The 22,694-nt window shown below is 29.8% G+C and carries 21 protein-coding genes; 2 read left to right on the forward strand and 19 right to left on the reverse strand.

What is annotated here, in order from left to right; all coding sequences use genetic code 11:
* Positions 1–6: 6 nt before the first annotated feature.
* The 17 genes from argS to H2277_RS00940 all read right to left on the reverse strand — a co-directional run bounded on the left by argS (position 7) and on the right by H2277_RS00940 (position 17,394).
* On the reverse strand, positions 7–1,599 hold the full coding sequence (argS, locus tag H2277_RS00860; RefSeq protein WP_337200522.1) for an arginine--tRNA ligase: 1,593 nt from the start codon (positions 1,597–1,599) through the stop codon (positions 7–9).
* A 9-nt stretch (positions 1,600–1,608) separates the two neighbouring features.
* Entirely contained in the window at positions 1,609–1,848 is a 240-nt protein-coding gene (locus tag H2277_RS00865) for a twin-arginine translocase TatA/TatE family subunit (RefSeq protein WP_137623511.1), read from the reverse strand.
* Between the two features lies 1 nt (position 1,849).
* On the reverse strand, positions 1,850–2,467 hold the full coding sequence (gmk, locus tag H2277_RS00870) for a guanylate kinase (protein WP_337200523.1): 618 nt from the start codon (positions 2,465–2,467) through the stop codon (positions 1,850–1,852).
* A gap of 3 nt (positions 2,468–2,470) precedes the next feature.
* Positions 2,471–3,988 carry a hypothetical protein gene (locus H2277_RS00875; RefSeq protein ID WP_337200524.1) on the reverse strand — a complete coding sequence of 506 codons (1,518 nt, stop codon included), beginning with the start codon at positions 3,986–3,988 and terminating at the stop codon, positions 2,471–2,473.
* Between the two features lie 53 nt (positions 3,989–4,041).
* On the reverse strand, positions 4,042–4,809 hold the full coding sequence (fliR, locus tag H2277_RS00880) for a flagellar biosynthetic protein FliR (RefSeq protein ID WP_337200525.1): 768 nt from the start codon (positions 4,807–4,809) through the stop codon (positions 4,042–4,044).
* Complete coding sequence (locus H2277_RS00885) at positions 4,796–5,431, reverse strand: ABC transporter ATP-binding protein (RefSeq protein WP_337200526.1); 636 nt, start codon at positions 5,429–5,431, stop codon at positions 4,796–4,798. The genes fliR and H2277_RS00885 overlap by 14 nt, the downstream gene beginning before the upstream one ends.
* 11 nt (positions 5,432–5,442) lie before the next feature.
* On the reverse strand, positions 5,443–6,516 hold the full coding sequence (gene tsf, locus H2277_RS00890; RefSeq protein WP_337200527.1) for a translation elongation factor Ts: 1,074 nt from the start codon (positions 6,514–6,516) through the stop codon (positions 5,443–5,445).
* Entirely contained in the window at positions 6,516–7,307 is a 792-nt protein-coding gene (rpsB, locus tag H2277_RS00895; protein WP_137623517.1) for a 30S ribosomal protein S2, read from the reverse strand. Before rpsB ends, tsf begins: the two co-directional genes overlap by 1 nt.
* Positions 7,308–7,422: 115 nt before the next feature.
* Positions 7,423–8,586 (reverse strand): class I SAM-dependent methyltransferase, encoded by a 1,164-nt coding sequence (locus tag H2277_RS00900; protein ID WP_337200528.1) that lies wholly within the window; start codon positions 8,584–8,586, stop codon positions 7,423–7,425.
* Between the two features lie 122 nt (positions 8,587–8,708).
* Positions 8,709–9,821, reverse strand: coding sequence for a c-type cytochrome (locus tag H2277_RS00905; RefSeq protein ID WP_337200529.1), 1,113 nt, complete (start codon positions 9,819–9,821; stop codon positions 8,709–8,711).
* The gene (locus H2277_RS00910; protein ID WP_337200530.1) at positions 9,821–11,068 is read right to left on the reverse strand and encodes a cytochrome bc complex cytochrome b subunit; all 1,248 of its coding nucleotides are present in this window, start codon (positions 11,066–11,068) and stop codon (positions 9,821–9,823) included. Before H2277_RS00910 ends, H2277_RS00905 begins: the two co-directional genes overlap by 1 nt.
* Positions 11,069–11,070: 2 nt before the next feature.
* Entirely contained in the window at positions 11,071–11,574 is a 504-nt protein-coding gene (gene petA, locus H2277_RS00915; protein ID WP_337200531.1) for a ubiquinol-cytochrome c reductase iron-sulfur subunit, read from the reverse strand.
* Positions 11,575–11,662: 88 nt separating this feature from the next.
* Positions 11,663–12,928, reverse strand: a complete 1,266-nt coding sequence (locus tag H2277_RS00920; RefSeq protein ID WP_337200532.1) for an arsenic transporter — start codon at positions 12,926–12,928, stop codon at positions 11,663–11,665.
* Positions 12,928–14,787 carry a tRNA uridine-5-carboxymethylaminomethyl(34) synthesis enzyme MnmG gene (gene mnmG / locus H2277_RS00925; protein WP_337200533.1) on the reverse strand — a complete coding sequence of 620 codons (1,860 nt, stop codon included), beginning with the start codon at positions 14,785–14,787 and terminating at the stop codon, positions 12,928–12,930. The genes H2277_RS00920 and mnmG overlap by 1 nt, the downstream gene beginning before the upstream one ends.
* A 91-nt stretch (positions 14,788–14,878) precedes the next feature.
* Positions 14,879–15,373 (reverse strand): PAS domain-containing protein, encoded by a 495-nt coding sequence (locus H2277_RS00930; RefSeq protein ID WP_337200534.1) that lies wholly within the window; start codon positions 15,371–15,373, stop codon positions 14,879–14,881.
* A 12-nt stretch (positions 15,374–15,385) separates the two neighbouring features.
* Positions 15,386–16,762 (reverse strand): methyl-accepting chemotaxis protein, encoded by a 1,377-nt coding sequence (locus tag H2277_RS00935; RefSeq protein ID WP_337200535.1) that lies wholly within the window; start codon positions 16,760–16,762, stop codon positions 15,386–15,388.
* Between the two features lie 125 nt (positions 16,763–16,887).
* On the reverse strand, positions 16,888–17,394 hold the full coding sequence (locus H2277_RS00940; RefSeq protein ID WP_337200536.1) for a PAS domain-containing protein: 507 nt from the start codon (positions 17,392–17,394) through the stop codon (positions 16,888–16,890).
* A gap of 255 nt (positions 17,395–17,649) precedes the next feature.
* On the opposite strand from H2277_RS00940, the gene H2277_RS00945 reads away from it, so the two are divergent.
* Positions 17,650–19,026, forward strand: a complete 1,377-nt coding sequence (locus H2277_RS00945) for a cation:dicarboxylate symporter family transporter (RefSeq protein ID WP_337200537.1) — start codon at positions 17,650–17,652, stop codon at positions 19,024–19,026.
* On the opposite strand, the gene H2277_RS00950 is transcribed toward H2277_RS00945, so the two are convergent.
* On the reverse strand, positions 19,023–19,802 hold the full coding sequence (locus H2277_RS00950; RefSeq protein ID WP_337200538.1) for an inverse autotransporter beta domain-containing protein: 780 nt from the start codon (positions 19,800–19,802) through the stop codon (positions 19,023–19,025). The genes H2277_RS00945 and H2277_RS00950 overlap by 4 nt on opposite strands.
* Positions 19,803–19,954: 152 nt before the next feature.
* On the opposite strand from H2277_RS00950, the gene H2277_RS00955 reads away from it, so the two are divergent.
* Positions 19,955–21,478: an inorganic phosphate transporter gene (locus H2277_RS00955; RefSeq protein ID WP_337200540.1), complete on the forward strand. Its 1,524-nt coding sequence runs from the start codon at positions 19,955–19,957 to the stop codon at positions 21,476–21,478.
* 44 nt (positions 21,479–21,522) lie between these two features.
* Here H2277_RS00955 and H2277_RS00960 read toward each other — a convergent pair whose 3' ends face one another.
* Positions 21,523–22,692, reverse strand: a complete 1,170-nt coding sequence (locus tag H2277_RS00960; RefSeq protein ID WP_337200541.1) for a metal-dependent hydrolase — start codon at positions 22,690–22,692, stop codon at positions 21,523–21,525.
* Between the last annotated feature and the right edge of the window lie 2 nt (positions 22,693–22,694).

Raw genomic sequence — 22,694 nt, forward strand, 5'->3', positions numbered from 1 at the left:
AATGGATTAATGATCCATTCTATTCTTTGCTTCAATCCCCATCAAAGCAAAAGCGGTTCTTATGCTTAAAGCAACTATGGCAAATAATTTTAATAAACTCTTCTCATTTTCAGCGCCCACTACTTTATTTTCATTGTAAAATTTATGAAAACTTGCTGCTAAATTTTTTAAATAATCTGGAATTTTTTGCAAAGATCGGCTCTCAAAAGCATCATTTAAAATCGCTTTCAAATTTAAAGCTTCAAAAAGCAAATTAGTCCCATCTTGATTTAAACTTTCCAAATCAGCCTCAATCACATCTGCGACGCTTTTATTTGCCTTTGCAAAAACTTGATGAATTCTTGCATGGGCGTAATTGATATAAAAAACAGGATTGGAATTATCTTCCTTTTGTAGATCGCTCACATCAAATTCTAAATGAGTATCACATCTTTTACTTAAGAATATATAACGCAATGCATCCGCACCAATTTCATTTAAAACATCACTCATCAAGATGAAATTTCCTGCTCTTTTACTCATCTTATAAGGCTCGCCATCTTTGAGCAAGGAAACCATCTGCGCTAAAATGATTTCAAGATCATCTGGATTAAAGCCTAAATAATCCATAGCAGCTTTCATCCTAGGAATGTATCCATGATGATCAGCCCCCCAAATATTGATACACTTACCATAAGATCGACTCATTTTATCTTTATGATACACTATATCAGCAGCCAAATAAGTTCCACGACCATCCTCGCGTATAATCACACGATCTTTTTCATCTCCTTTTAAAGAAGAAGCTAACCAAATTTTTCCCTCTTTTTCATAAATGCCTTGATGCTCTTTTAAAGCCTTTAAAGTCGCATTTAAAGCATCATAATAAGATCTTTCGCTTACGTAATTATCGATTTTAATTTTTGCTTGATCTAAATTTTGCTTGATTAAAATCAGCATTTTATCTTTTGCCCAATCTGATAAAGAAGGAATATTTTCTTCTTTAAAGAATTCTTTTCCAAATTCTTTATACGCTTCTTCAGCCAATTCGCTGATATAATCACCTTTATAGTATTGCTCTGGATACTCTACTTCTTCTTTTAAAATTTTCTCTTTTACACTCAATAAAACAGAAAGCCCAAGAAGATAAATTTGATTTCCCGCATCATTAACATAATATTCTGTATCAAATTTATAACCTAAATGCCTTGCCACTCTTGCTAAAGTATCACCAAAAATAGCTCCTCTTGCATGGCCTATATGCAAAGGACCTGTAGGATTTGCGCTCACGTATTCAAGTAAAAAAGTTTGAGTTTTGCCCTCATCTTTGGCAAATTCATTTGGATTTTTTAAAGCTTGAGTCGCAAGCTCATTTAAAAAATTTTTTGAAATTCTAAAATTAAGATAGCCATTAATAGCTTCAACTTTTTCAAAACAATGATGATTTTGAAATTTTTGTGCCAAATCACTAGCTATAATCATAGGAGATTTTTTTAACTCTTTAGCTAAAGAAAAAGCTAAAGGAGTGGCAAAATGTGCTAAGTTTTTATCCTTAGGATTTTCAAGAATAAAATCGCATCCTAAAACTTTTTTAATTTCGTCAAAAATAATACTTTTCAAGAAAAAACCTTAAGCTTTTTTTGTTTCATCTATATTTGCATCAATGTTTGTATTATTTTCCTTATTTTGTTTTTCTTCGATTTTTTGAGTATTTTTAGCTGTTTCGTCATCGCTATTCATCTCATCTTTAAAGGTTTTTATACCCTTGCCTAAACCCTTTGCAAGTTCTGGAATTTTTTTCGCTCCAAAAAGCAATACAACGATTAATAAAATAATCAACCAATGACTAGGACTTGACCAACCACCCATTTTATTCTCCTTTATTCCAAGTATTTTGAATTTGATCTAGATCTTGCCCCTTTGTTCTTAATCTATGGGCGACTAAAATTGCTCGCAACGCTTCATAACTTTGTTCAAGCTGATCATTTATAATCAAATAATCATACTCGAAAAGCTCTTTCATCTCATCGCTTGCATTCTCTAATCTTTTTTCTAGTTGCATTATTGTATCAGTATTTCGCTTAATAAGTCTTTTTTTTAACTCTTCTTTGTCTTTTGTTGTAATAAAAACGGAAACAATTTTATCTCCTAGCTTTTTTTTGGCTATTTTGTATCCTTGTACATCTATATCAAGAATAACTATTTTTCCATTATTAAGCGCTTCTTGCGTGTATCGCAATGAAGTTCCGTAAAAATTTTCATGCACTTTAGCCCATTCTAAAAAATAGTCATTTTTTATATCTTCTTGAAATTCCTCATGACTAACAAAATAATAATGCTCTCCATGTTTTTCACCTTCTCTTGGAGATCTAGTTGTAGATGAAATTGAAAAATATAAATCTAATTTAAATTCCTCAAAAAGTTTTTTTAAAAGTGTAGATTTACCTGCTCCACTAGGTCCTGACACCAATAAAATAAAATTTTTCAAATATTATTCCTCGTTAAAGGTAACATTAATGTTAATATTCATATTCATACCCTTAAGAGCTGCTTTTAAAGTGTCATCTTTAATACTCGAAGTGATTGCTCCTGCAATACTTTGACTCAATTCATTGACAATTTCTTCATTGGCTGTTTCTGATGCCTTAACATCTTGATCATCCAATACAGTTTCTTTGATCGTTTCTTCTTGTACTATTGTTTCACCTAAAGCTTGCTGTATATCACTTTCTTTAATATTATCTAATTCGCTCACCGCTAAATTTGGAACCACGACTTCTTCCTCATCAATTTGTAATTCTTTTTCATCAAAAACAGGTTTATCTTTGAAATCTTCTAAAATTTGAGGACTATCATCCTCATCGATCTCATATTCAAGCTCATCAAGCTGTGCTAATTCTTCTTTAATCTGATCTTGAGCGCTTAAATTTCCAAAATCATTGATTAAATTTTCCTCTAAAGATTTTTCTTCCTCTTCGATCACAGGTAAAATTTCCTCTTCTGGTTCTTCTATCTCCTCTTTGCTTTGCCCTAAAAATTCTGCATCTTCTGGAATATCATCAAAATCGACTTCTTTTTCTTGTTCTTCAACTATAGGCAATTCATCTTCAAAAGATCCTTCTTGAGAATTTGCTTGCTCTGATTCTTCGTCTAAATTTTCTTCTTGCAATAAAAATTCATCATCTTTTAAAATTTCATCATGATCTAAATTTTCATGATCTTCTAAAATTTCATTATCATTAATGTTGCTTTCTTCTGGTGCTTTTTCTTCTTCACGTGATTCATCGATATTTTCTTCAAGTTTAAAATTATTATCGAATTCTAACTCATCTTGATTTTCTTGAGATACTTGTAGATCTTCTTTATTTTCTTCTTCATTGTTCTCGTCTAATTCTAAAGCTTTATGTTCCCCATCAAGGCTATCAAAATTTTCTAATTCTTCATTTAAAGAATTTTCTTGATCTTTAGCTTCTTCAAGATCATCAAAATTTCCTAATTCTTCTTCGTTTATAGAATTTTCTTTTTTTATTTCTTCAAGATTTAAATTTTCTTCAGCTGAATTTTCAACATCAAAATTCAAATCATCGATTTTAAACTCATCTTCACTGATTTCATCATGAGAGTCTAAATTTAAATCGCCTATATCAAGTTCATCTTTCTTGGTTTCATCGTGAGAATTTTCAAAGGCTGTTGTAGTAATAGTATCATCGATCTTTAAATTTTCTCCATTTAATAAATTTAAAAAATCTGTAGGCAAAAAAGGCTTGTATAAAATTTGCGCGTCAATATCAACATTTTGATTACGAGGCGCTAAAAATATCAATTTATCACATTTTTCTTTTAAAACCTTTAAGGGAGCTGGAATATCACTATCAACTACAATAACATCATAATGACCTAAATCATCACTATAAGTATCAAGTTCTTCAAATTCATAAGACATTTTTTTAGCGCTAAGGCTTATCAATCTTGAAACTACAGAATTCTCATTTAAAAGTAAAATTTTCATCGCCTATCCTTAAAAATAATTACTATTCTACAAAATTTTCATTTATCCTTTGCTTAGACAAAAAAGAGAGTTTGCATATGAGTGATTGCTTCTAATATCAAATCTTTAAAATACTCCATCATTACAATCAAAATAACTATTAAAACAATAATTCCTAAAGCGATTTTAATAGGATAACCAATCACTAAAAGATTAAATTGTGGCATAGTTTTCATCAAAAGTCCAAAAATAGTATCGGCAAGTAAAGAAATTCCAAGTATAGGAAAACTCATAGTAAAACCAATGATAAAAATATTTAAAATGCCCGAATTTAAATAACGCATCAAATTTTCTTGAGGATAAAAAGCCCCCAAGTCAATATAACCCAAAGAATAACTTAAAAATAAAAGTATCAAATGATGTCCATTAAAAGCTAGAAAAAACAACAAAGCAATTAGATGTAAAATTTGAGATGTGATTGGCATATTCGTACCCGAACTTGGATCTAAAACATTAGCCATTGTAAATCCCATGATAAAAGCAATTTGTTCACCGGCCATCATAATAATGGCAAAAATAATTTGCAATATCAAACCTGCAATCATTCCAAAAATCACTTCACTTAAAAGTTGAATCACAAAAAAACTATCCAAATGTAAATTTTCAAGTTTTGCTAAAGGGTATAAATACATAGTTAAAAATAAAGCCAAAGTTGTTTTAATAATTATAGGAATAGAATTATGAGAAAAAAAAGGAAAGAAAACTATAAGTCCACTCATTCTAGCAAAAAGAAGCATAAAAGTGGCTACGTTTTTATCGCCTAGATAATTAACAAATTCCATTTGATTTTAAAGTATAGATTTGATCACAAAATTTTGCAAGATTGTGATCATGAGTGACAAAAAACAAAGCTGCTTCATTTTCTTTAACATAACTGATTAAAAGTTCTATAACATTTTTAGCATTATCAAAATCTAAATTTCCAGTCGCTTCATCTGCAAAAATAATTTTAGGTTTTTTACAAAGCACTCTAGCTATGCTTACACGCTGTTGTTGTCCACCGCTTAATTTCCCTATTTTTTGATTTAAAAGCTTATCAATGCCTAGTTTTTCTAAAATTTTTTCATCCAATTTTTGGTACGATAAAACACTAGCAAGTTCTATATTTTCTAAAGCAGAAAAGCCCTTAAATAAATAATGTGTTTGAAAAATAATGCCAAAATCATAACGACGAATTTTTAATCTTTCATTTTCATTTAAATGATAAAGATTTTTATCTTTATAAAAAACATCACCTTTATTTGGCTGAAGCAAAGAAGAAAGGATATGTAAAAGAGTGGATTTTCCACAACCACTACTACCCTCTATAGCAATACAATCTTGAGTTTTTAAAATTAAATTTAAATTTTCAAAGAGCGGGTAATCAAAGCTATGGCTTAAATTCTCCGCTCTTAAAAGTTCCATTATAATCGCTTTTAAAGCTGTGCAGCTACTTCAGCAGCAAAATCTTCAGTTTTCTTTTCCAAACCTTCGCCAACCTCAAAACGAATAAATTCTACGATTTTAATTTTACCGCCCAATTCTTTTTCTTTTTCAGTGATAACTTGCTCTATAGTTTTTTTATCGTCCATAACGTAAAATTGTCCCATTAGGGTTAATTTACTGTCAAGTTGAGAATTATCCGCTATAAAGCTGTTCATTTTTCCAGGAATGATATTGTCCCAAATTTTTTCAGGTTTTCCTTGTGCTTTAAGCTCAGCCTTAATATCTTCTTCTGCTTGTTTTAAAATTTCTTCACTAAGTTGTTTTCTACTTGCAAATTTAGGTATTTTAAGTTCTGGCTTATTTGGATCTTTTAATCTACGTCTTTCTTCATTTTCTTTTTCAAGTTCAGCCACCAAAGCTTTATATTCACTCTCAACAAAAGAAAGATCTAATTCCTCATAACTTAAATAGCTTGGTTTCATCGCTGCTATATGCATACAAATTTGTTTTAAAAAATCTCTTGATTTAGAAGCGATTTCAGCACTATCACAAGCTGCAGCAATGATAACACCTATGCGTCCATTTGTATGGATATAACCATTAACAACGCCATTAGCATTTGATTTTAAAGTTGCAAATCTTCTTACAACTAAGTTTTCACCAATGGTTGCAATTTGACTTTTTAAATATTCTTCGAATTTTACTCCATTGATTGTACTTGAATGAAGCTCTTCAACGCTTTGTAAGCTATTGTTTTGAATATGTGCTGTTGTATCTTTGGTTAAAGAAATAAATTGATCATTTTTAGCCACAAAATCAGTTTCTGAATTGATTTCAGTAATGGTTACACTTGAAAAGTCATCATTAACTTTAACACTCACTAAACCTTCAGCAGCAAGTCTGTCAGCTTTTTTTGCAGCTTTGCCCAGTCCTTTTTCTCTTAAAAGCTGAACCGCTTTGTCAAAATCTCCATCTGTTTCACTCAAAGCATTTTTACAATCCATCATCCCCGCGCCTGTACTTTCGCGGAGTTCTTTTACCATTGCAGCAGTAATTTCAGCCATTATTCTTGCTCCTCTTTAAAATCTTCTTCACTCATAGCTTCATCTAAAACTTCTTTTTTTTCTTCTTCTGTGATTTCTTGCTCTTGTGTAGCTGGAACTTCACCATCTTGTTCTCTTAAATTTTTTCCTTCATTGATAGCTTCAGCTATTTCTTGGCAAAAAAGTTGAACAGAACGAATTGCATCATCATTACCTGGAATAGGATAAGTTACTAAATCAGGATCACAATTTGTATCAAGAGGTGCTACAACAGGAATTCTTAATTTATTTGCTTCTTGAACAGCAATTTTTTCTTTAACTGTATCGATAACAAAAATCATATCTGGTTGAGTTTTTAAATGACGAATTCCTCCAAGATAAGCTAATAATTTTTCTTTTTTTCTTGTAAGCATCAAAGCTTCTTTTTTAGTTAAAAGCTTGATACTTCCATCTTCTTCCATTTTTTCTATAACTTCTAATTTTCTAATTGATTGACGAATAGTGCCAAAATTGGTCATCATACCGCCTAACCATCTGTGATTTACATAAGGCATACCGCATTTTTCAGCGTATTCTTTAATCGCTCCGCCAGCTTGTTTTTTTGTTCCAACAAAAAGTATAGTTTTTCCTTCAGCTGCAGCATCGCGAACAATATTATAAGTATATCTAAAATATCTCAAAGTTTTTTGTAGATCTATAACATAGATACCTTTTCTTTCACCAAAAATAAATTTCTTCATTTTTGGATTCCATCTTCTTGTTTGATGTCCAAAATGAACACCGCATTCTAGTAAATCTCTCATGCTAACCATGATTTCTCCTTATAAATTTAGCTTTATTCCTCCGCACCCCTTAACTAAACAAGCTAAAAAGGAAGTTGGTGCGTGCGAAATGAAGTTTCGATTTTACCAAAATTAAGTTTAGTTTTTACTTATAAATATACTCTTTGGTTAGGCTTAAGTCATTATTGATTTCTTTTGTAATTAGAAATTGAAACAAATCCACACTACCCACACGAAAAGCTGAAGCACAAGATCTTAGATATAAATCCCACATTCTGATAAATTTTTCATCATATTTTTCTCTCACTTGTGGTAACACTTGATTGAAATTTTGACTCCACATATCTAAAGTTTTAGCATAATGTATTCTTAAACTTTCCGCTAAAAGAAGGTGAAAATCCCATTCACTCATAACACTAATAACCTCCCTTAAAGAAGGCAAATATCCCCCTGGAAAAATATATTGATCAATCCAAGCATTAGTTTTTCCCTCAAACATAGATAAAATAGAATGTAAAAGCATCATTCCCCCTGGTTTTAACACTTGTTTAACCTTCATAAAATAAAGTCCCAAGTTTTCTTTACCTACATGCTCAAACATACCCACAGATACAACTTTATCAAAATAATTTTCAAATTCTAAATCTTGGTAGTTTTGTAATCTTATTTCAACTTTATCTTCAAGATTAAATTCTTTCACTCTTTCTTTTGCTTTCTTGTATTGCTCTTCAGAAATCGTAACTCCAACAACATTAACGCCATATTGCTGTGCAGCCATAATGGAAAGCCATCCCCAACCACAACCTATATCTAAAAGCTTTTCTCCTTTCTTTAAATTAAGTTTTTTTAAAGTATGATTGATTTTGTTAATTTGTGCTTGATAAAGAGTATCATTTGGGCTTTTAAAATAGGCACAAGAATAACTCATAGTTTCATCAAGCCACAATTTATAAAAGTCATTTCCTAAATCATAATGGCTTTTGATATTTTTACTTTCTTGTTTTTGCGTAATTTTGCTTAAAACATCTTCCTTATTTTTTAAAAAATGTTTATTTGAAAAATAATACAATACCCTAGCTATCTCATCATAATTTCCTTCTATATCAAGCTTAGATTCCATATAATGTTTTGCAAAAACCAAACTTGTATCATTAAATAAATCAAATAAAGGTATTTTTTCTTTAAAAATTAAAGTAAATTGAGAAGGTTTTTTTCCAATGATCAATTCCTCGTTATCCCAAAATATAACTTTAAAATCACCATAATTCCATTTTGAAAGAATCTTTTTAATTAATTTTTTTTCAAACATAAGTACTCCAATTTAATAAAAATTATTAAACAGCAGTATTTCTCTTTTAAGTTTAAAATCTAATAAAATTGAAGATAAATTAAAAGATTTTCATCAAAGCCTGATGAAAATCTAAAAAAGGTTTAATGTAGTTTAGACCAAACTGAACGTTTCCAGCCTATAGCAAATACGCTTAAAATTACAAAGAAGATCATGATATAAATTCCTGTTCTTTCTCTTTCTTCTTTTTTACTATCGCCTACTTTTTCAATATAAGAAACAACTTTAGCTTGAGCAGATTCTGTTAAACCAACTCTTGGCATAGCAGTTCCTGGAAGTAATTTTTGAGTATCATTGATAAAGTCGTGTAGATATTGTTCCCCACGAGATCTAATCATCATTGAAAGATCAGGCGGTATTGAGCCTAAATAAGTTTTCAAATCACTATGTTTTGAAGGAGTGAAGAAATTATCATATTTTACATCATGACAACGACCGCAAGCTTCTATAAAAGTAGCCTTATCTTTAGCAAATGCAATGTCTTTATCTATTAAAGCAGTTTTTTCAGGACTATTTGCCATTTTTTGATATTTAGTTTCTATTTCTTTTTTAATTGCAGCATTTTCATTGGCTTCAAATTTAGCTCCCATTTCTTTAAGATAAGCAACTACGTTAGCCACATTAGCATTCATAACTTCTGGGGTATCTTGATAAGGAGGCATTGGAAAAGCGTCTCCAAATTTATGATATACCTTTAAAGCTACTGATGGATTCATCACCAAAGCTGCTAAAAATTTATCATCAAAAATAGCTCCGGCAGAACTTAAATCAGGAGGAATAACCCCAAAAGTAGAAGAATCAACAACTGGTGATGTGATATTGTCTTCTTTTAAACCATGACAACTTGCACAATTTCCAGCAAAAAATTCTTTACCTTTAGCCACATTACCTTTGCTAAGATCTATTTTTGCAACATTATCCCAAAGAGTTGTAACTTGATTTAAATCTTCTTTTGCTTTATCAAGTTCTTTTTGAGCACTCTCTATTCTTTTAGCATCATTTGCCTTTTTTGCATCATTTAAAGCTATTTCTTTTTGAGCTAAAATATTCTTAGCATAATTTATATCTTCTGCAGAAAAATCAAAATTAGCAGGAGCAACATGCGGTTTCATTACAGAATGAGCATAAGGCTCAACACCCCAATACACAATTCCTGCAAAAATTACTACTATTAAAAATATTTTAATTTCTCTCATTATCTAGCTCCTTTTCTTTCCATAATAGTAATTATAGGTAAGATGACTAGAAGTAATAATAAAAATACAACAGAAGCATAAAATCCTACCCAAGCATTTACACCCGTTGGAGGCAATTTACCATAAATAGTCAAGACGATCATATCTATAAGTAAAATCCAAAACCAAATAAAAAATAAAGGTCTTTCATGAGCTGGTTTTACCACTTCACTTCTATCAAGCCAAGGAAGCAAGAAAAAGATCACTTGAGCCACGCCAAAAGCCGCTAAACCGATATTAAAAGCTTTAATACCTGCTATATCAAAGAAAAATCCTCTTAAAACCTCATAACTCCATAAGAAATACCATTCTGGATAAATATGAGGTGGAGTTTTAAGTGCATCCGCTGGATCAAAATTGATAGGATCCATAGCAAATTCGAATTTAAAACAAACCAAATAAAAAAAGAAGATCATGAATAAACAAATATACATAAAATCTTTAGATAAAAATCCTGGCCAAAAAGGAATTACTTTTGAATTTTTAGTATCACCTGCCATATATTTTTCAGCTTCTAAATCAAAATCTAATTCTTCAGAAATTTCATTATTTACATGTGGAATTCTTAAAGAATAAAAATGGAAAGCAATGATTGAAATAATCACAATAGGAAGCAAACATACATGAAGCATAAAAAATCTTGTTAAAGTTGGATCAGAAACAGCATAGTCTCCGCGAATCCAAATTACAAGTTCAGGACCTATAAAAGGAATTCCTCCAAAAAGATTAGTGATAACCTGTGCAGCCCAATAACTCATTTGTCCCCAAGGAAGCATATAACCACTAAAAGCTTCAGCTGAAAACACAACAAAAAGAAGCATACCGCTTACCCAAATCATCTCTCTACCACGTTTATAAGAACCATAATAAATTCCAGTAAACATATGAATATAAATGATTAAAAAAATTACAGAAGCAGCTACACCGTGCATATGGCGCCATAACCAACCATAATCAACTTCTTGCATAATTGTTTTATTTACGCTATTAAAAGCAAGAGCAGTATCAGGCTTATAATACATTACGAGTAAAAGACCTGTTACAAAAAGCACTGCAAAAAGCGTTGTTAAAATAACACCCATTGCCCAAAGAAAATTAATTTGTTTTGGGATCCAGTATTTTACCATCAAAACATCAAATAATTTATTGATAGCCAATCTTTGATCAAGCCAATCTATTAAGCCATTTGCTTTTCTAATATGCGCCATAATTAAGCCTCCTTGGTCATTTGTTTATATTCTGGACCCTCTTCACCTAAAACAAGTTTAGTTCCTTCAATTTTAAAAGGAGGGATATCGAGAGGTCTTGGAGGAGGTCCAAAAATATTTTTTCCACTTGTATCAAATTCCCCACCATGACAAGCACATTTAAAAATTTGCTCACTTGGATGATATGCAGGAATACAGCCCAAATGGGTACAGAGTCCTATGACAACAGTATATGCCGCATTATCAACAACAACATCACGCTTTGGATCTTTTGCCATATTGGCATCTTTTTTTAAAATAAAAATAGGTTTTTTTCTCCATTCTATCGTTCTAAGCTCTCCAGCTTGCATCCCTGATAAATCTACTGTAGTAAAACCTGCGGCCTTAACACTTGGAAGCGGATCCCAAGTTTTTTTCATCGCAACAAGCGAAAAGGCACCGCCCACAGCAGCTACCGTTCCAAACGCAACTCCCATAAAGCTTCTTCTGCTTTCAGATGTAGCCATAACTTGTCCTTTCATTTTTATTTAAACAAACCATTAGTTTATCTAAAATAAAATTAATTTTTTCTTTGCTTATTAATCTCTTGTTTACTTATTTTAAGATAAGCCCTAAAAAAGAGAAAAAAAGAACAGGTAAAGTGATAAAAAAACTAAATTTGCAATACTTCAAAAAAGAGATTTTAATACCTCTTTTTGCTAAAAGTTCTAACCAAAATAAAGTCGCCAAAGATCCTATAGGGGTAAATTTTGAACCGATATTAACCCCTAAAAGATGTGCATATATCATATCTTTTGGAAAATCTTTTAATGCTAAATCGCCAATTAAAGTCATAGGCAAATTATTGAAAATTGAGGACAATAAAGCTGAAATAAATCCGGTGCTAAAAATAGCATTGATTTTATTATGTTCAAAATTTTGATATAAATTGGACAAAATTTCACCCACTCCACATTTATGTAGAGCAAAAACAACCACATAAAGTCCAAAGCTAAAAATAAAAACACCCCAAGGAGCATGTTTGATCACATCTAATGCTTCTCTTTTTTTAATCCCATAAGCTATAAACCAAAAAAATAAAGATTCACATAAAGCAATCAAGCTTTTATCCCATTGATATATTTGAGCGATAAAAAAACTAAGTACAAATAAAATCAAATAACAAACACAAAAAAGAAAAAAAGAAGTAGAAAATTTTATCTCTTTAGTGAGTTTTATTTCAAGATCGCGTGGTAAAGATCTTAAAAAAATAAAACAAACAATAAAAAGTGTAGATAACAAAACAAATAAACTTGGCAAAAACATATTTTTTGTAAATTCTAAAAAATCAAGATTAAAATAATTAGCCGTGATTAAATTGGTTAAATTAGAAATAACCAAAGTATTAGAACTTGCATCACATAAAAAAGAAACACTTAATAAAAAAGTATTGATAATGATACCATCTTTTAAATTTTTAAAAGTGCTAAAAATCGCAATAACAATAGGAGTAATAATCAAAATAGCACCATCATTTCCTAAAAAAGCGGTGATGAAAAATACAAAAATAAGCAAAAAAAGCATTAATTTTTTGGTTGCAATTTTTTCATTTTTATTTTTAGAATAATCCAAAATTTTTCTAGCTATAAAATCAAAAAAACCTAAAAGTTCTAAAGCAAAAGAAAGTATCATAAGTGCTAAAAGGGTTAAAGAGCTTCCCCAAACAAGATCAAAAATAAAAATAATATCATTGTAATTTACAAGTTTAAAAAGATAAACAAAAAAAGCCCCGATTAAAGAAATTATCCATAAAGATAAATTCCAAGGTCTTAAAAAAATAAAAACTAAAGTAATTAAAAAAAACAAAACCGCAAGAAACATTAATTTTGTTTCTTTTGGATTTTTATATAAATTTGTAAAATATCTAAAGCCGCAGGAGTGATACCGCTAATCTGACTAGCAGCAAACAAAGTTAAAGGTCTATTAAGCTCAAGTTTTTCAATTACCTCATTACTTAAACCACTTACACTTTTAAAATCAAAATCTTTAGGAATACGCATATCGATTAAATTTTTCATTTTTTCAACTTGTGCTTTTTGCATGATGATATAATGATAATATTTAGCTTCATTTAAAATTTCTCTTAAGGAATATTCATCCATCGTTTCAAAAATAGGATCTAGTTTTTTTAATTTTTCTATATTAAAACTAGATCGTGCGACTATTTTTTGCAAATTGACAATAGAACTGATTTTTTCTTCATCTAAATGAGCTAAAAATTCATTATTTTGATTATTAGGAGTTAATTCTTTTTCTAAAAGAAATTTCAATCCTTTATCTAAATTTTCTTTAATATTTTCAATAAATTTATAATCCTCATCTCCTAAAAGCCCAAATTCCTTGCCATATTTTCCAAGTCTAATTATGGCGTTTTCTTCTCTTAAAAGTAATCTAAATTCAGCTCTTGAAGTAAACATTCTATAAGGCTCTTTTGTTCCTTTTACCACCAAATCATCGATTAAAACACCTATATAAGCTTCATCTCGTCTTAAAATAAACGGTTCTTTTCCATCAAGAGCTAAAACAGCATTAATTCCTGCCATAAAGCCTTGTGCTGCCGCTTCTTCATAACCTGTTGTTCCGTTAATTTGTCCAGCACAATAAAGATTTTTAATCTTTTTGGTTTCTAAAGTATGATAAAGTTCTGTTGGATCAATATAATCATACTCAATTGCATAGCCAAAACGTGTAATCTTAGCTTTTTCAAATCCTTTGATAGAAGAAAGCATTTCTTGTTGAACTTCATAAGGTAAAGAAGTGGAAAATCCATTGATATAATACTCGGTAGCATCAATTGTTTGAGGCTCTATAAAAAGATGATGGCTTTCTTTATCCGCAAAGCGATTAATTTTATCTTCTATAGAAGGGCAATATCTTGGCCCTATTCCTTCAATTTGTCCTGTAAAAAGTGGAGCGCGATAAAAATTATTTTTAATAATTTCATGAGTTTTTAAATTGGTTCTTGCTATATAACATGGCAATTGAGTTGGATTAAAATCTCTAGTTTTAAAACTAAAAGCCTTAGGAATTTGATCTCCGTATTGAATTTCAAGAGCATCAAAATCGATAGTTTTTGCATCGACTCTAGGACAAGTTCCTGTTTTTAAACGCCCCATTTTCAAATCAGTACAAGATAAATTTTTTCCTAATTTTATAGAAGCAAGCTCTCCAACTCTCCCTGCTTCAAGTTTGTTTTCTCCTATATGGATAAGTCCGTTTAAAAAAGTTCCTGTTGTTAAAATAATTTTTTGAGCTTTGTATTCATTATTTAAATTAGTTTTTACCCCAACAACTCTATCTTTTTCAAATATCAACTCACAAACTTGCTCTTGTGAAATTTCTAAATTTTCAAGTCTTAAAAGTTTATTGCGCGCAACAATGCGATATTTATCCATATCAATTTGCGCCCTACTTCCTCTTACTGCTACACCTTTGCTTTCATTTAAAATGCGAAATTGTATGCCCGCGCTATCTGTAATTTCTCCCATTAGACCACCCATAGCATCAAGCTCTTTAACTAAATGTCCTTTAGCAAGTCCCCCAATAGCAGGATTGCAACTTGCCGCACCAATTTGTTCAATAAGAGTGGTTAAAAGTAAAGTTTTTTTACCCATTTTAGCAGCAACAGCACTCGCTTCGATACCAGCATGTCCGCCACCTATGACAATAATATCGAACATATTTTTTCCTATTTTAATAAAGAAGTTTTAATAATGAAAAGATTATATAACATTAAGACTTAAAATAAAGATTATTTTAAGTCTATAAAATTTATTTGTCTTCTTGAAGAGAAAATATTAATTCATTATAACTTTTACCCATACTTTTGCAGAAATCTTTTAGCATTTCTACGCCTTTATGGATACTTTGCTTTTCAACACTTAATAAATCACTATAAAGTTTTTCTATGGTTTCCAATGCTTTACGATTTGGCATACGTCTAACAGAATAATATCCGATTATATTATTTCTAGTATCTAAAGAAGGAGTTACATTAGCAAAAACCCAATAATAATCATTATTTTTGGTTTTATTTTTTACATAGGCAAAAATTTCTTTACCTTCTTTCATATAATCCCATAAAAATTTGAAAACAGTTTTTGGCATATCTTGATGTCTTACTATATTATGCGGTTGATATAATACTTCTTTCATAGTGTAATCCGCATATTTTAAAAAATCATCATTTGCATAAACTATTAAACCTCTTAAATCTGTTTTTGAAGTTATCAAACTATCTTTTTGCAAAAAAATTTCTTTTGACATTTAAACTTTTCCTTAAATTTTTAATTTATCTAAAATTTCACTACTTTTATGTTCTAAAACTTTTATATCATTGACAATAGTATCATATACTCTTTGATCAATATAACTTGCTTTTGATTCCTCTATAGCTTTTTTTGCATTTGATTTGATTAATTGCTTTGTAGAATCCAATTCTTCATCTGTGACAAAATGATTGATAATATTTTTTATCCTATCATCTAAACATAAATTCGAAATTGGATCCACGCTAGATAAATCAAATTCTTGTGCTCCATTGAGACTTAAATATATATTTGATTTATACAAAATATGATCAAGTTTTATAACCGATAATGCTAGTCTATTAGCAAGCTCTGAAAAATCTTTACCTAAAGTAGAGCTATTCTCCTCTAAACCTCTAAAAGCTTGAGAAAATTTTTGAATTCTTTCTTCTGATTGACTTACAATGTTAAAGACTTGCTCACTACCATTTTGAATATTGATAAAATCTTGTTGCATGGTTTGGATTGCTATAGAAATTTCACTTGTAGACCTTTGAGTTCTTTCGGCCAATTTTCTCACTTCATCGGCAACCACTGCAAATCCTCGTCCATGCTCTCCTGCACGTGCAGCTTCTATTGCAGCATTAAGCGCAAGTAAATTTGTTTGATCAGCAATATCTCTGATTACCTCAACTACAGAAGTGATATTTTGAGAATTAGCAACAAAAGTTTGAACGGTTTCTTTGCTTGAATTAACTACCTCCATTAAAGATACCATAGCATTTTGCAAAGAATCAACTTCACTTCCATTTTCTGTTGCTGTATGGGTAATAGAATCAACCACATCATGTACATCTTTCATAACATCAATATCTTTATTTAAAGAGATAGAAATTTGCGACATATCTTTATTTTGATTTCCAAGACTAAGATCCATTAACGCTCTTGATAAAGCATTTTTAAATACAGATTTTGAAGTATTTTCTACATTAGCTAAAGCTTTATTGATAAATTCAATATTATGAGCAAAAATACCCTTAAGACCCTCAGGTAAAGCTTTGCGATAAAATTCTCCTTTTTGAGAGCAAGCTATAGAAGTACTGATCTCTCTTAAATAAGCTTCAAGGTTATCTAAAGTGTTGTTAAGATTATCTGAAATTTCTGCAAATTTTTGACTTTTTGTTTTTATATAAACAATCCTATTTTCAAAATTTCCTTCTCTTAATTCCCTACAAAGATCATATAGCTTATCTATCATTATTTGTTCATCTTTATAATACATAAAAAGATAAACCACAAGCGCAATAATAAACAATACAATCACTGCTCCAATATAAGCATGAACAAAAATTGTTCCAAAGATACTTAAAATACCTAGAAAAATAGCCAAAAATAATCCATTTTTCATTTTAAATTAAATCTCCTTTTTTTGAAAGTAAAATATTTAAATTTTGCATGATTTTAAATTAAAGACAGAATTAAACTTTTGTAGAAAAAACCCAAAAGTTAAAATATATTTTACAATCATAAATATTAATTTGTCTTTAAATCTTCATGTTGCAAGTTGAAAATAAGCTCATTATAGCTTATTTTATAAGAACTAATAATTTCTGCTAAAACTTTAACTCCTGCTTGAATTCCGCCTTTTTGTTCTGTTTCCCTTAAAGTTTTATAAATTTCTTCTATCATAGGTAAAATTTTACGATTTGGGGCTCTACGAACAGAATAATAATTAATAATATTGCCATGCATATCATAAGAAGGGGTTACGTTGGTAAAAACCCAATAATATCTTCCATCTTTAGCTTTATTTTTTACAAAAGCAAAAATTTCATCACCTCTTTGTATATAATCCCATAGACACTTAAATACTGTTCTTGGCATATCTTTATGCCTTATAATGTTATGAGGCTGATTTAATAACTCATCTATTGCGTATCCTGCATATTTAGCAAAATCATTATTTGCATAAATGATATTCCCTTTAAGATCTGTTTTTGAGGTAATTAAAGCATCATGTTCTACTATTATCTCTTCCATAAACTCTAAAAATCTTTCTGTAATAATTTTAAAAAAATTTAAAATAATGCCGAGATTTTAAAGAAATCAGCAAGACATACTTTGTAAAAAGTTTAATGCTAACATAAATATATTTAATTTCTCATAAAATGAGAATTTTTGTAACATTGTAGCCTAAATAATTTTTCACAAAAGATCTAAAATATAACATTTAATTTCTATTTTATTTTTTGTTTGTTAAGATGTAACCAATTGAAATAAAATTAAGGAGTTTTTTTGGAAACTTTAAGTCAAACCTTTGCAGAGATAAGACCTCCATTATATAAAAGAATCCTAAAAAGTTTAGGTTTTTGGGTAATTATAGGAATTATCGCTGGAATTACGCTTGGATATATTGATAAAGAATGGGCAATTGCGAGCAAGCCAGGAGTGGAATATTTTATAAAATCTTTAAAAGTTTTAATTGGACCTATTATATTTGTAACCTTGGTATTAGGAATCATTAGCCTTGAAAGCCTAAAAAAAGTTGGAAGTATAGGAGCTAAAGCTGTGATATATTTTGAAGTTGTAAGCACCTTGGCTTTAGCTATAGGTATCTTTATGGCTAATATAATGCAACCTGGGCATGGAATGAATCTTAGTCCGGATCAATTAGATACTCAAAGTGTGCAAAAATATATTTCACAAACAACAGAAATTAGTGCTGGCTCAGAAATCATGCACATCTTAAAAGATGCCATGCCAACCGATATTATTACTCCTTTCACAGAAGGAAAAACTATACAAGTTTTAGTAATTGCCATCGTTACAGCTTTAATTATTTCTCTAATGAGAACAGAAGATAAGCAAGCCATCCAAAGAGTTTTAGAAGTTCTTCAAAATTTTGTTTTTAAAATTCTACAAATTATAATGTATTTTAGCCCTATCGCCGCTTTTTCGGCTATGGCTGTTTTAATTGCACAATATGGTATTGGTTCTTTGATTAATCTTGCTTATTTGCTTTTAGTTATGCTAATTTCTTGTTTAGTATTTATATTTGGCATTTTAGGAATAATTTGTTATTTTGCCAAAGTGAATATATTTAAATTTATGAGATTTATAGCTCGTGAAGTTTTAATCGTCTTTGCAACAAGTTCGAGTGAATCTGCACTCGCTCCTTTGATGAGAAAATTAGAAAAAGCAGGTCTTTCTAAAGCCACTGTTGGACTTGTTTTACCAACCGGTTATAGTTTTAATCTTGATTGTACCAATATTTATCTAGCCATGAGTTTAATTTTTTTAGCACAAGCTTTCAATGTAAATCTAAGTCTAGCACATGAAATCAGTATTTTAATCGTTCTTATGATAGCCTCAAAAGGTGCTGTTGGAGTTACAGGATCAGGATTTATAGTTTTAGGTAGCACTTTAGCTGCTTTGGGAAATATGGAAATATCTGAAGCAAACGCCACTTTAGCCGAAGTTCTACCAGTTGCAGCTATTGGAATACTTTTAGGTGTTGATAAATTTATGTCAGAAATGAGAGCTGTAGGAAATCTTTGCGGAAATAGCGTTGCAGCCTTAATTGTTTCGATTTGGGATAAACAAATTGATTGGGAAAAATTCCGTTATGCTATGGATAATCCAGAAAAATTCCATAATGCGGGTATGAATTAATAAATTCTTTCTAAGAAGTCATAGCGATTGATTTCTTGGAAAATATTATCTTGTTTATGAAGCTGCCTTAAAAAACTTTTATCAAAACTAAAATTAAATCCGATTTGAACTGCGATATCATTTTCATTTGCATTGGTATTAAAAATACGACGGGATAAATTCAAATTTAAGACACTATAAGGTGAGTAAATTAGCTGATAGTTTGTTTTTTCTCCATCTTTAATTACATCAAATGTAAATTTATTATAAAAAGAATCAACAAAACTGATTCCCAATTGAAAGCTTTTATTAATTTCATCTAAAACATAATAATTACTATAAGCTTTAACAAAGTCACCATAACCAAATTCTGCTCCGAAGCTTTTGGCATTTTTTTGCTCTTCTTGTTTATCTACAAAGCCATTAAAACCAAATAAAAAATTATCTTTTTTATAACGATTAATTAAACCGCTAGAATAATTATAACCATCTTGAGCGATAAAAAGTTCTTTTTGAAATAATAAAGAATCATTTTCTCCCTCATAAATTGAACTTAGATTTTTAACGCGAATATTTTCATTTTGAAAATCTAAAACACCATCTGTTGCATCAATGCCATTTTCACTTTCTAAAGTATTTGATAATAAACTATTTAAAGCTTTTTGAAAATCTAAATTTTCTTCTTGTATTTTGGGAGCTTTTTTAACAGTTTGAAAGTCAAATTTATGCCAAGAACAACTCACTTCATGCGCATTCAATAAAGAGAATAAAAAAAATACATAAAAAGTATTTTTCATTAAATCAGCTTTTCCTAAGATATTATTGTATATTAAAATAGAAGTATTATAAAAAAATAAAATAAATACTATATCAATAATTAAAATAAAATATTTGTAATTTTAAAATTATAGGGTATAATTTCGCCATAAATTTTTAAAAAAGGGAATTTATGCAAAAAGATAATATTATAGCTTTTATTATACTCATCATAAGTATTGTAGCTTTTATTATTTGGGGTTTTAACTATACTCATCAACATTTAATACTTTTTATACTTGCGGCTATTTTTGGTATATTTATGGCTTTTAATATTGGCGGTAATGATGTTGCCAACTCCTTTGGAACAAGCGTTGGGGCTAAAACAGTTACAATAAAACAAGCCTTACTTATTGCTGCGGTTTTTGAATTAAGCGGGGCTATTTTTGCAGGTGCTGAAGTTACTCAAACTATACGCAGTGGAATAGTAGTTTTTCCCAAAGAATTTAATCCTATGCTTTTTGTTTCTATTATGCTAGCTGCCCTTCTTAGCTCTGGACTTTGGATCTTTATAGCTACAAAAAAAGGTTTGCCTGTATCAACTACACATAGTATAATAGGTGGCATTGTTGGAGCAAGTATTATGATGGGGCTTTTAAAATTCGATGGTTCTCAAACTCTTTCTATGGTTAAATGGAGTGGAATTGTAAAAATTGTTATATCTTGGGTCGCCTCCCCTTTGCTTGGAGGATTGGTTGCTTATTTAATTTACTCCTATATTGACAAAAAAATACTCAAACCTTCTGAAAAACTAAGTGAAGATTTAAAAAATATAAAGAAAGAAAAAAGGAAATTTAAGGAAAATTATTTTCTAAGTCTTAAAAATAAATCAACCGAAGAACAAATTAAAGAACTCTCATCGATTGCCTTAGATGATGACGAACAAGAAAATAGTTTTTACAAAAACAAAATTAAAGAATTTAAGGAAAGAGAAAAAAATATAGATATATATTCTATTCTAAAAAGACACATGCCTATAGTTGCATGTATCAGTGCAGCAATCATTGCAGCGATGTTTTTATTTAAAGGTTTAAACAATGTAAGCACTTTGGATATTTTGCAAAATTTTTGGATTATAGGAATTTTAGGAATAATTAGCTATGTTATAACATTTGCTATCGTTAAAATTGTCAAGAAAAATGAATTAAGTAAAACAACCGATAGACTTTTTTCATGGTTTCAAATTTTTACTGCTTCAAGTTTTGCCTTCTCTCATGGAGCCAATGATATAGCTAATGCTATTGGGCCTTTTGCAGCAATTTTAGATGTTCTTAAAAATGCTACTATTAATGCTAATTCGCCTATACCATTTGCAGCAATGGCTATGTTTGGGGTTGCTTTAGTTGCTGGTCTTTGGTTTTTAGGAAAAGAAGTGATCGCTACAGTAGGATCAAAATTAGCCACCATTAAACCAACCACAGGTTTTAGTGCAGAACTTGGAGCTAGTATCGTTATACTTTTAGCGACTCAATTTGGAATTCCGGTAAGCTCTACTCATATTTTAATTGGTGCGATCTTAGGTATTGGTGTGTATAATAAAAATGCAAATTGGGCTTTAATGAAACCAATAGGCTTAGCATGGATTATTACTTTACCAGCTGCTGGAATTATGGCCGCGATTATATTCTTAGGATTTAAATTTATCTTAGCAATTTAATAAATTGCTAAGATAAAAATTTATCATTATAAAACTAGTATCGACTAAATCATTACACCTTTAATTATATGCTTTTTAACTTTTGCAAATAATTTATCATTATTATAAAGAGGACTCTTTGGAGTAGAAATTTCTTCATTTTCATTAACAAGTATTAAATTAGCATCTTTTCCTACTTCAATAGCTCCAGCATTTAAACCTAAAAATTCACTAGGATTTCTGCTAGTAAAGTTACAAAGTTCTTTCCAAGTTAAAAAACCATTTTTAATGAAAAAAGTATAACAAAGACTTATGAAATCAGATATTCCATCGATTCCAAAAGCTGCTTCATCAAAAGCTAGATCTTTTAAAGAAGAAGATTTAGGACTATGCATAGAAGTTAAAAATTGAATTTTTCCCTCTTTTAAAAAGGTTCTTAAAGATTCTTTATCTTGGATACTTCTTAAAGGAGGATTTAATTTAGCTGCTGTATTAAAATTTTCACAGGCACTATCATCTTTAATCAAATGATGAATACTCACTAATTTAAGATCATTGTCATCTAAAATTTCAATAGATCTTTTAAGACTCAATAAATCAAAAACAACCTTAACCCCATAAAACTGAGCAATTTCCTTGATCTTTGCAACTTCGCTAGTTTCAGCAACTGAGCTCATTCCCATAAGACCTAAATTAAAGCTAGTTTTGCAATCATTCATCACCCCTCTATCGTCAAAATCACTATTATTACAATGAGTAAAAACGAAACTATCTTTCATTAAAGCGTATTGCATAACTACGCGCAAAATATTCGTATCACTAGAACTTTTAAGCTCTAAAGCATTAGCTTTTTTATTTAAAAATGTGGCTAGATTTTTAATTTTTCCATGAGCGTCCAAAACGCGTACATTTGGAAAAATTTTTATTTTTTTAGAATTTAGATTTTGTAAAAAAAGTGAAAAAATCTCTTCATCAAAATCCATACAATCACGCAAGACAACAGCGCTAAAACCATTTTCTATACACTCTTGTTCTAAAAATGATAAATGATCCAAAGAAAACTTATCATCTTTCAAGCTAACACCCAAATCTACAAAAGAAGGCAATAAAGTCATTTCTTTAGCGTCTAAAATTTCATCGCCTTCTAATTGGGTACCTATTTTTGAAATTTTTCCATTTTGAACCAAAACATCTTGTAACTCTTGGCCATAAATTTTAGCATTTTTAATAAGCATTT

The sequence above is a fragment of the Campylobacter sp. W0014 genome (assembly GCF_020135975.1).
Lineage (GTDB): Bacteria > Campylobacterota > Campylobacteria > Campylobacterales > Campylobacteraceae > Campylobacter_D.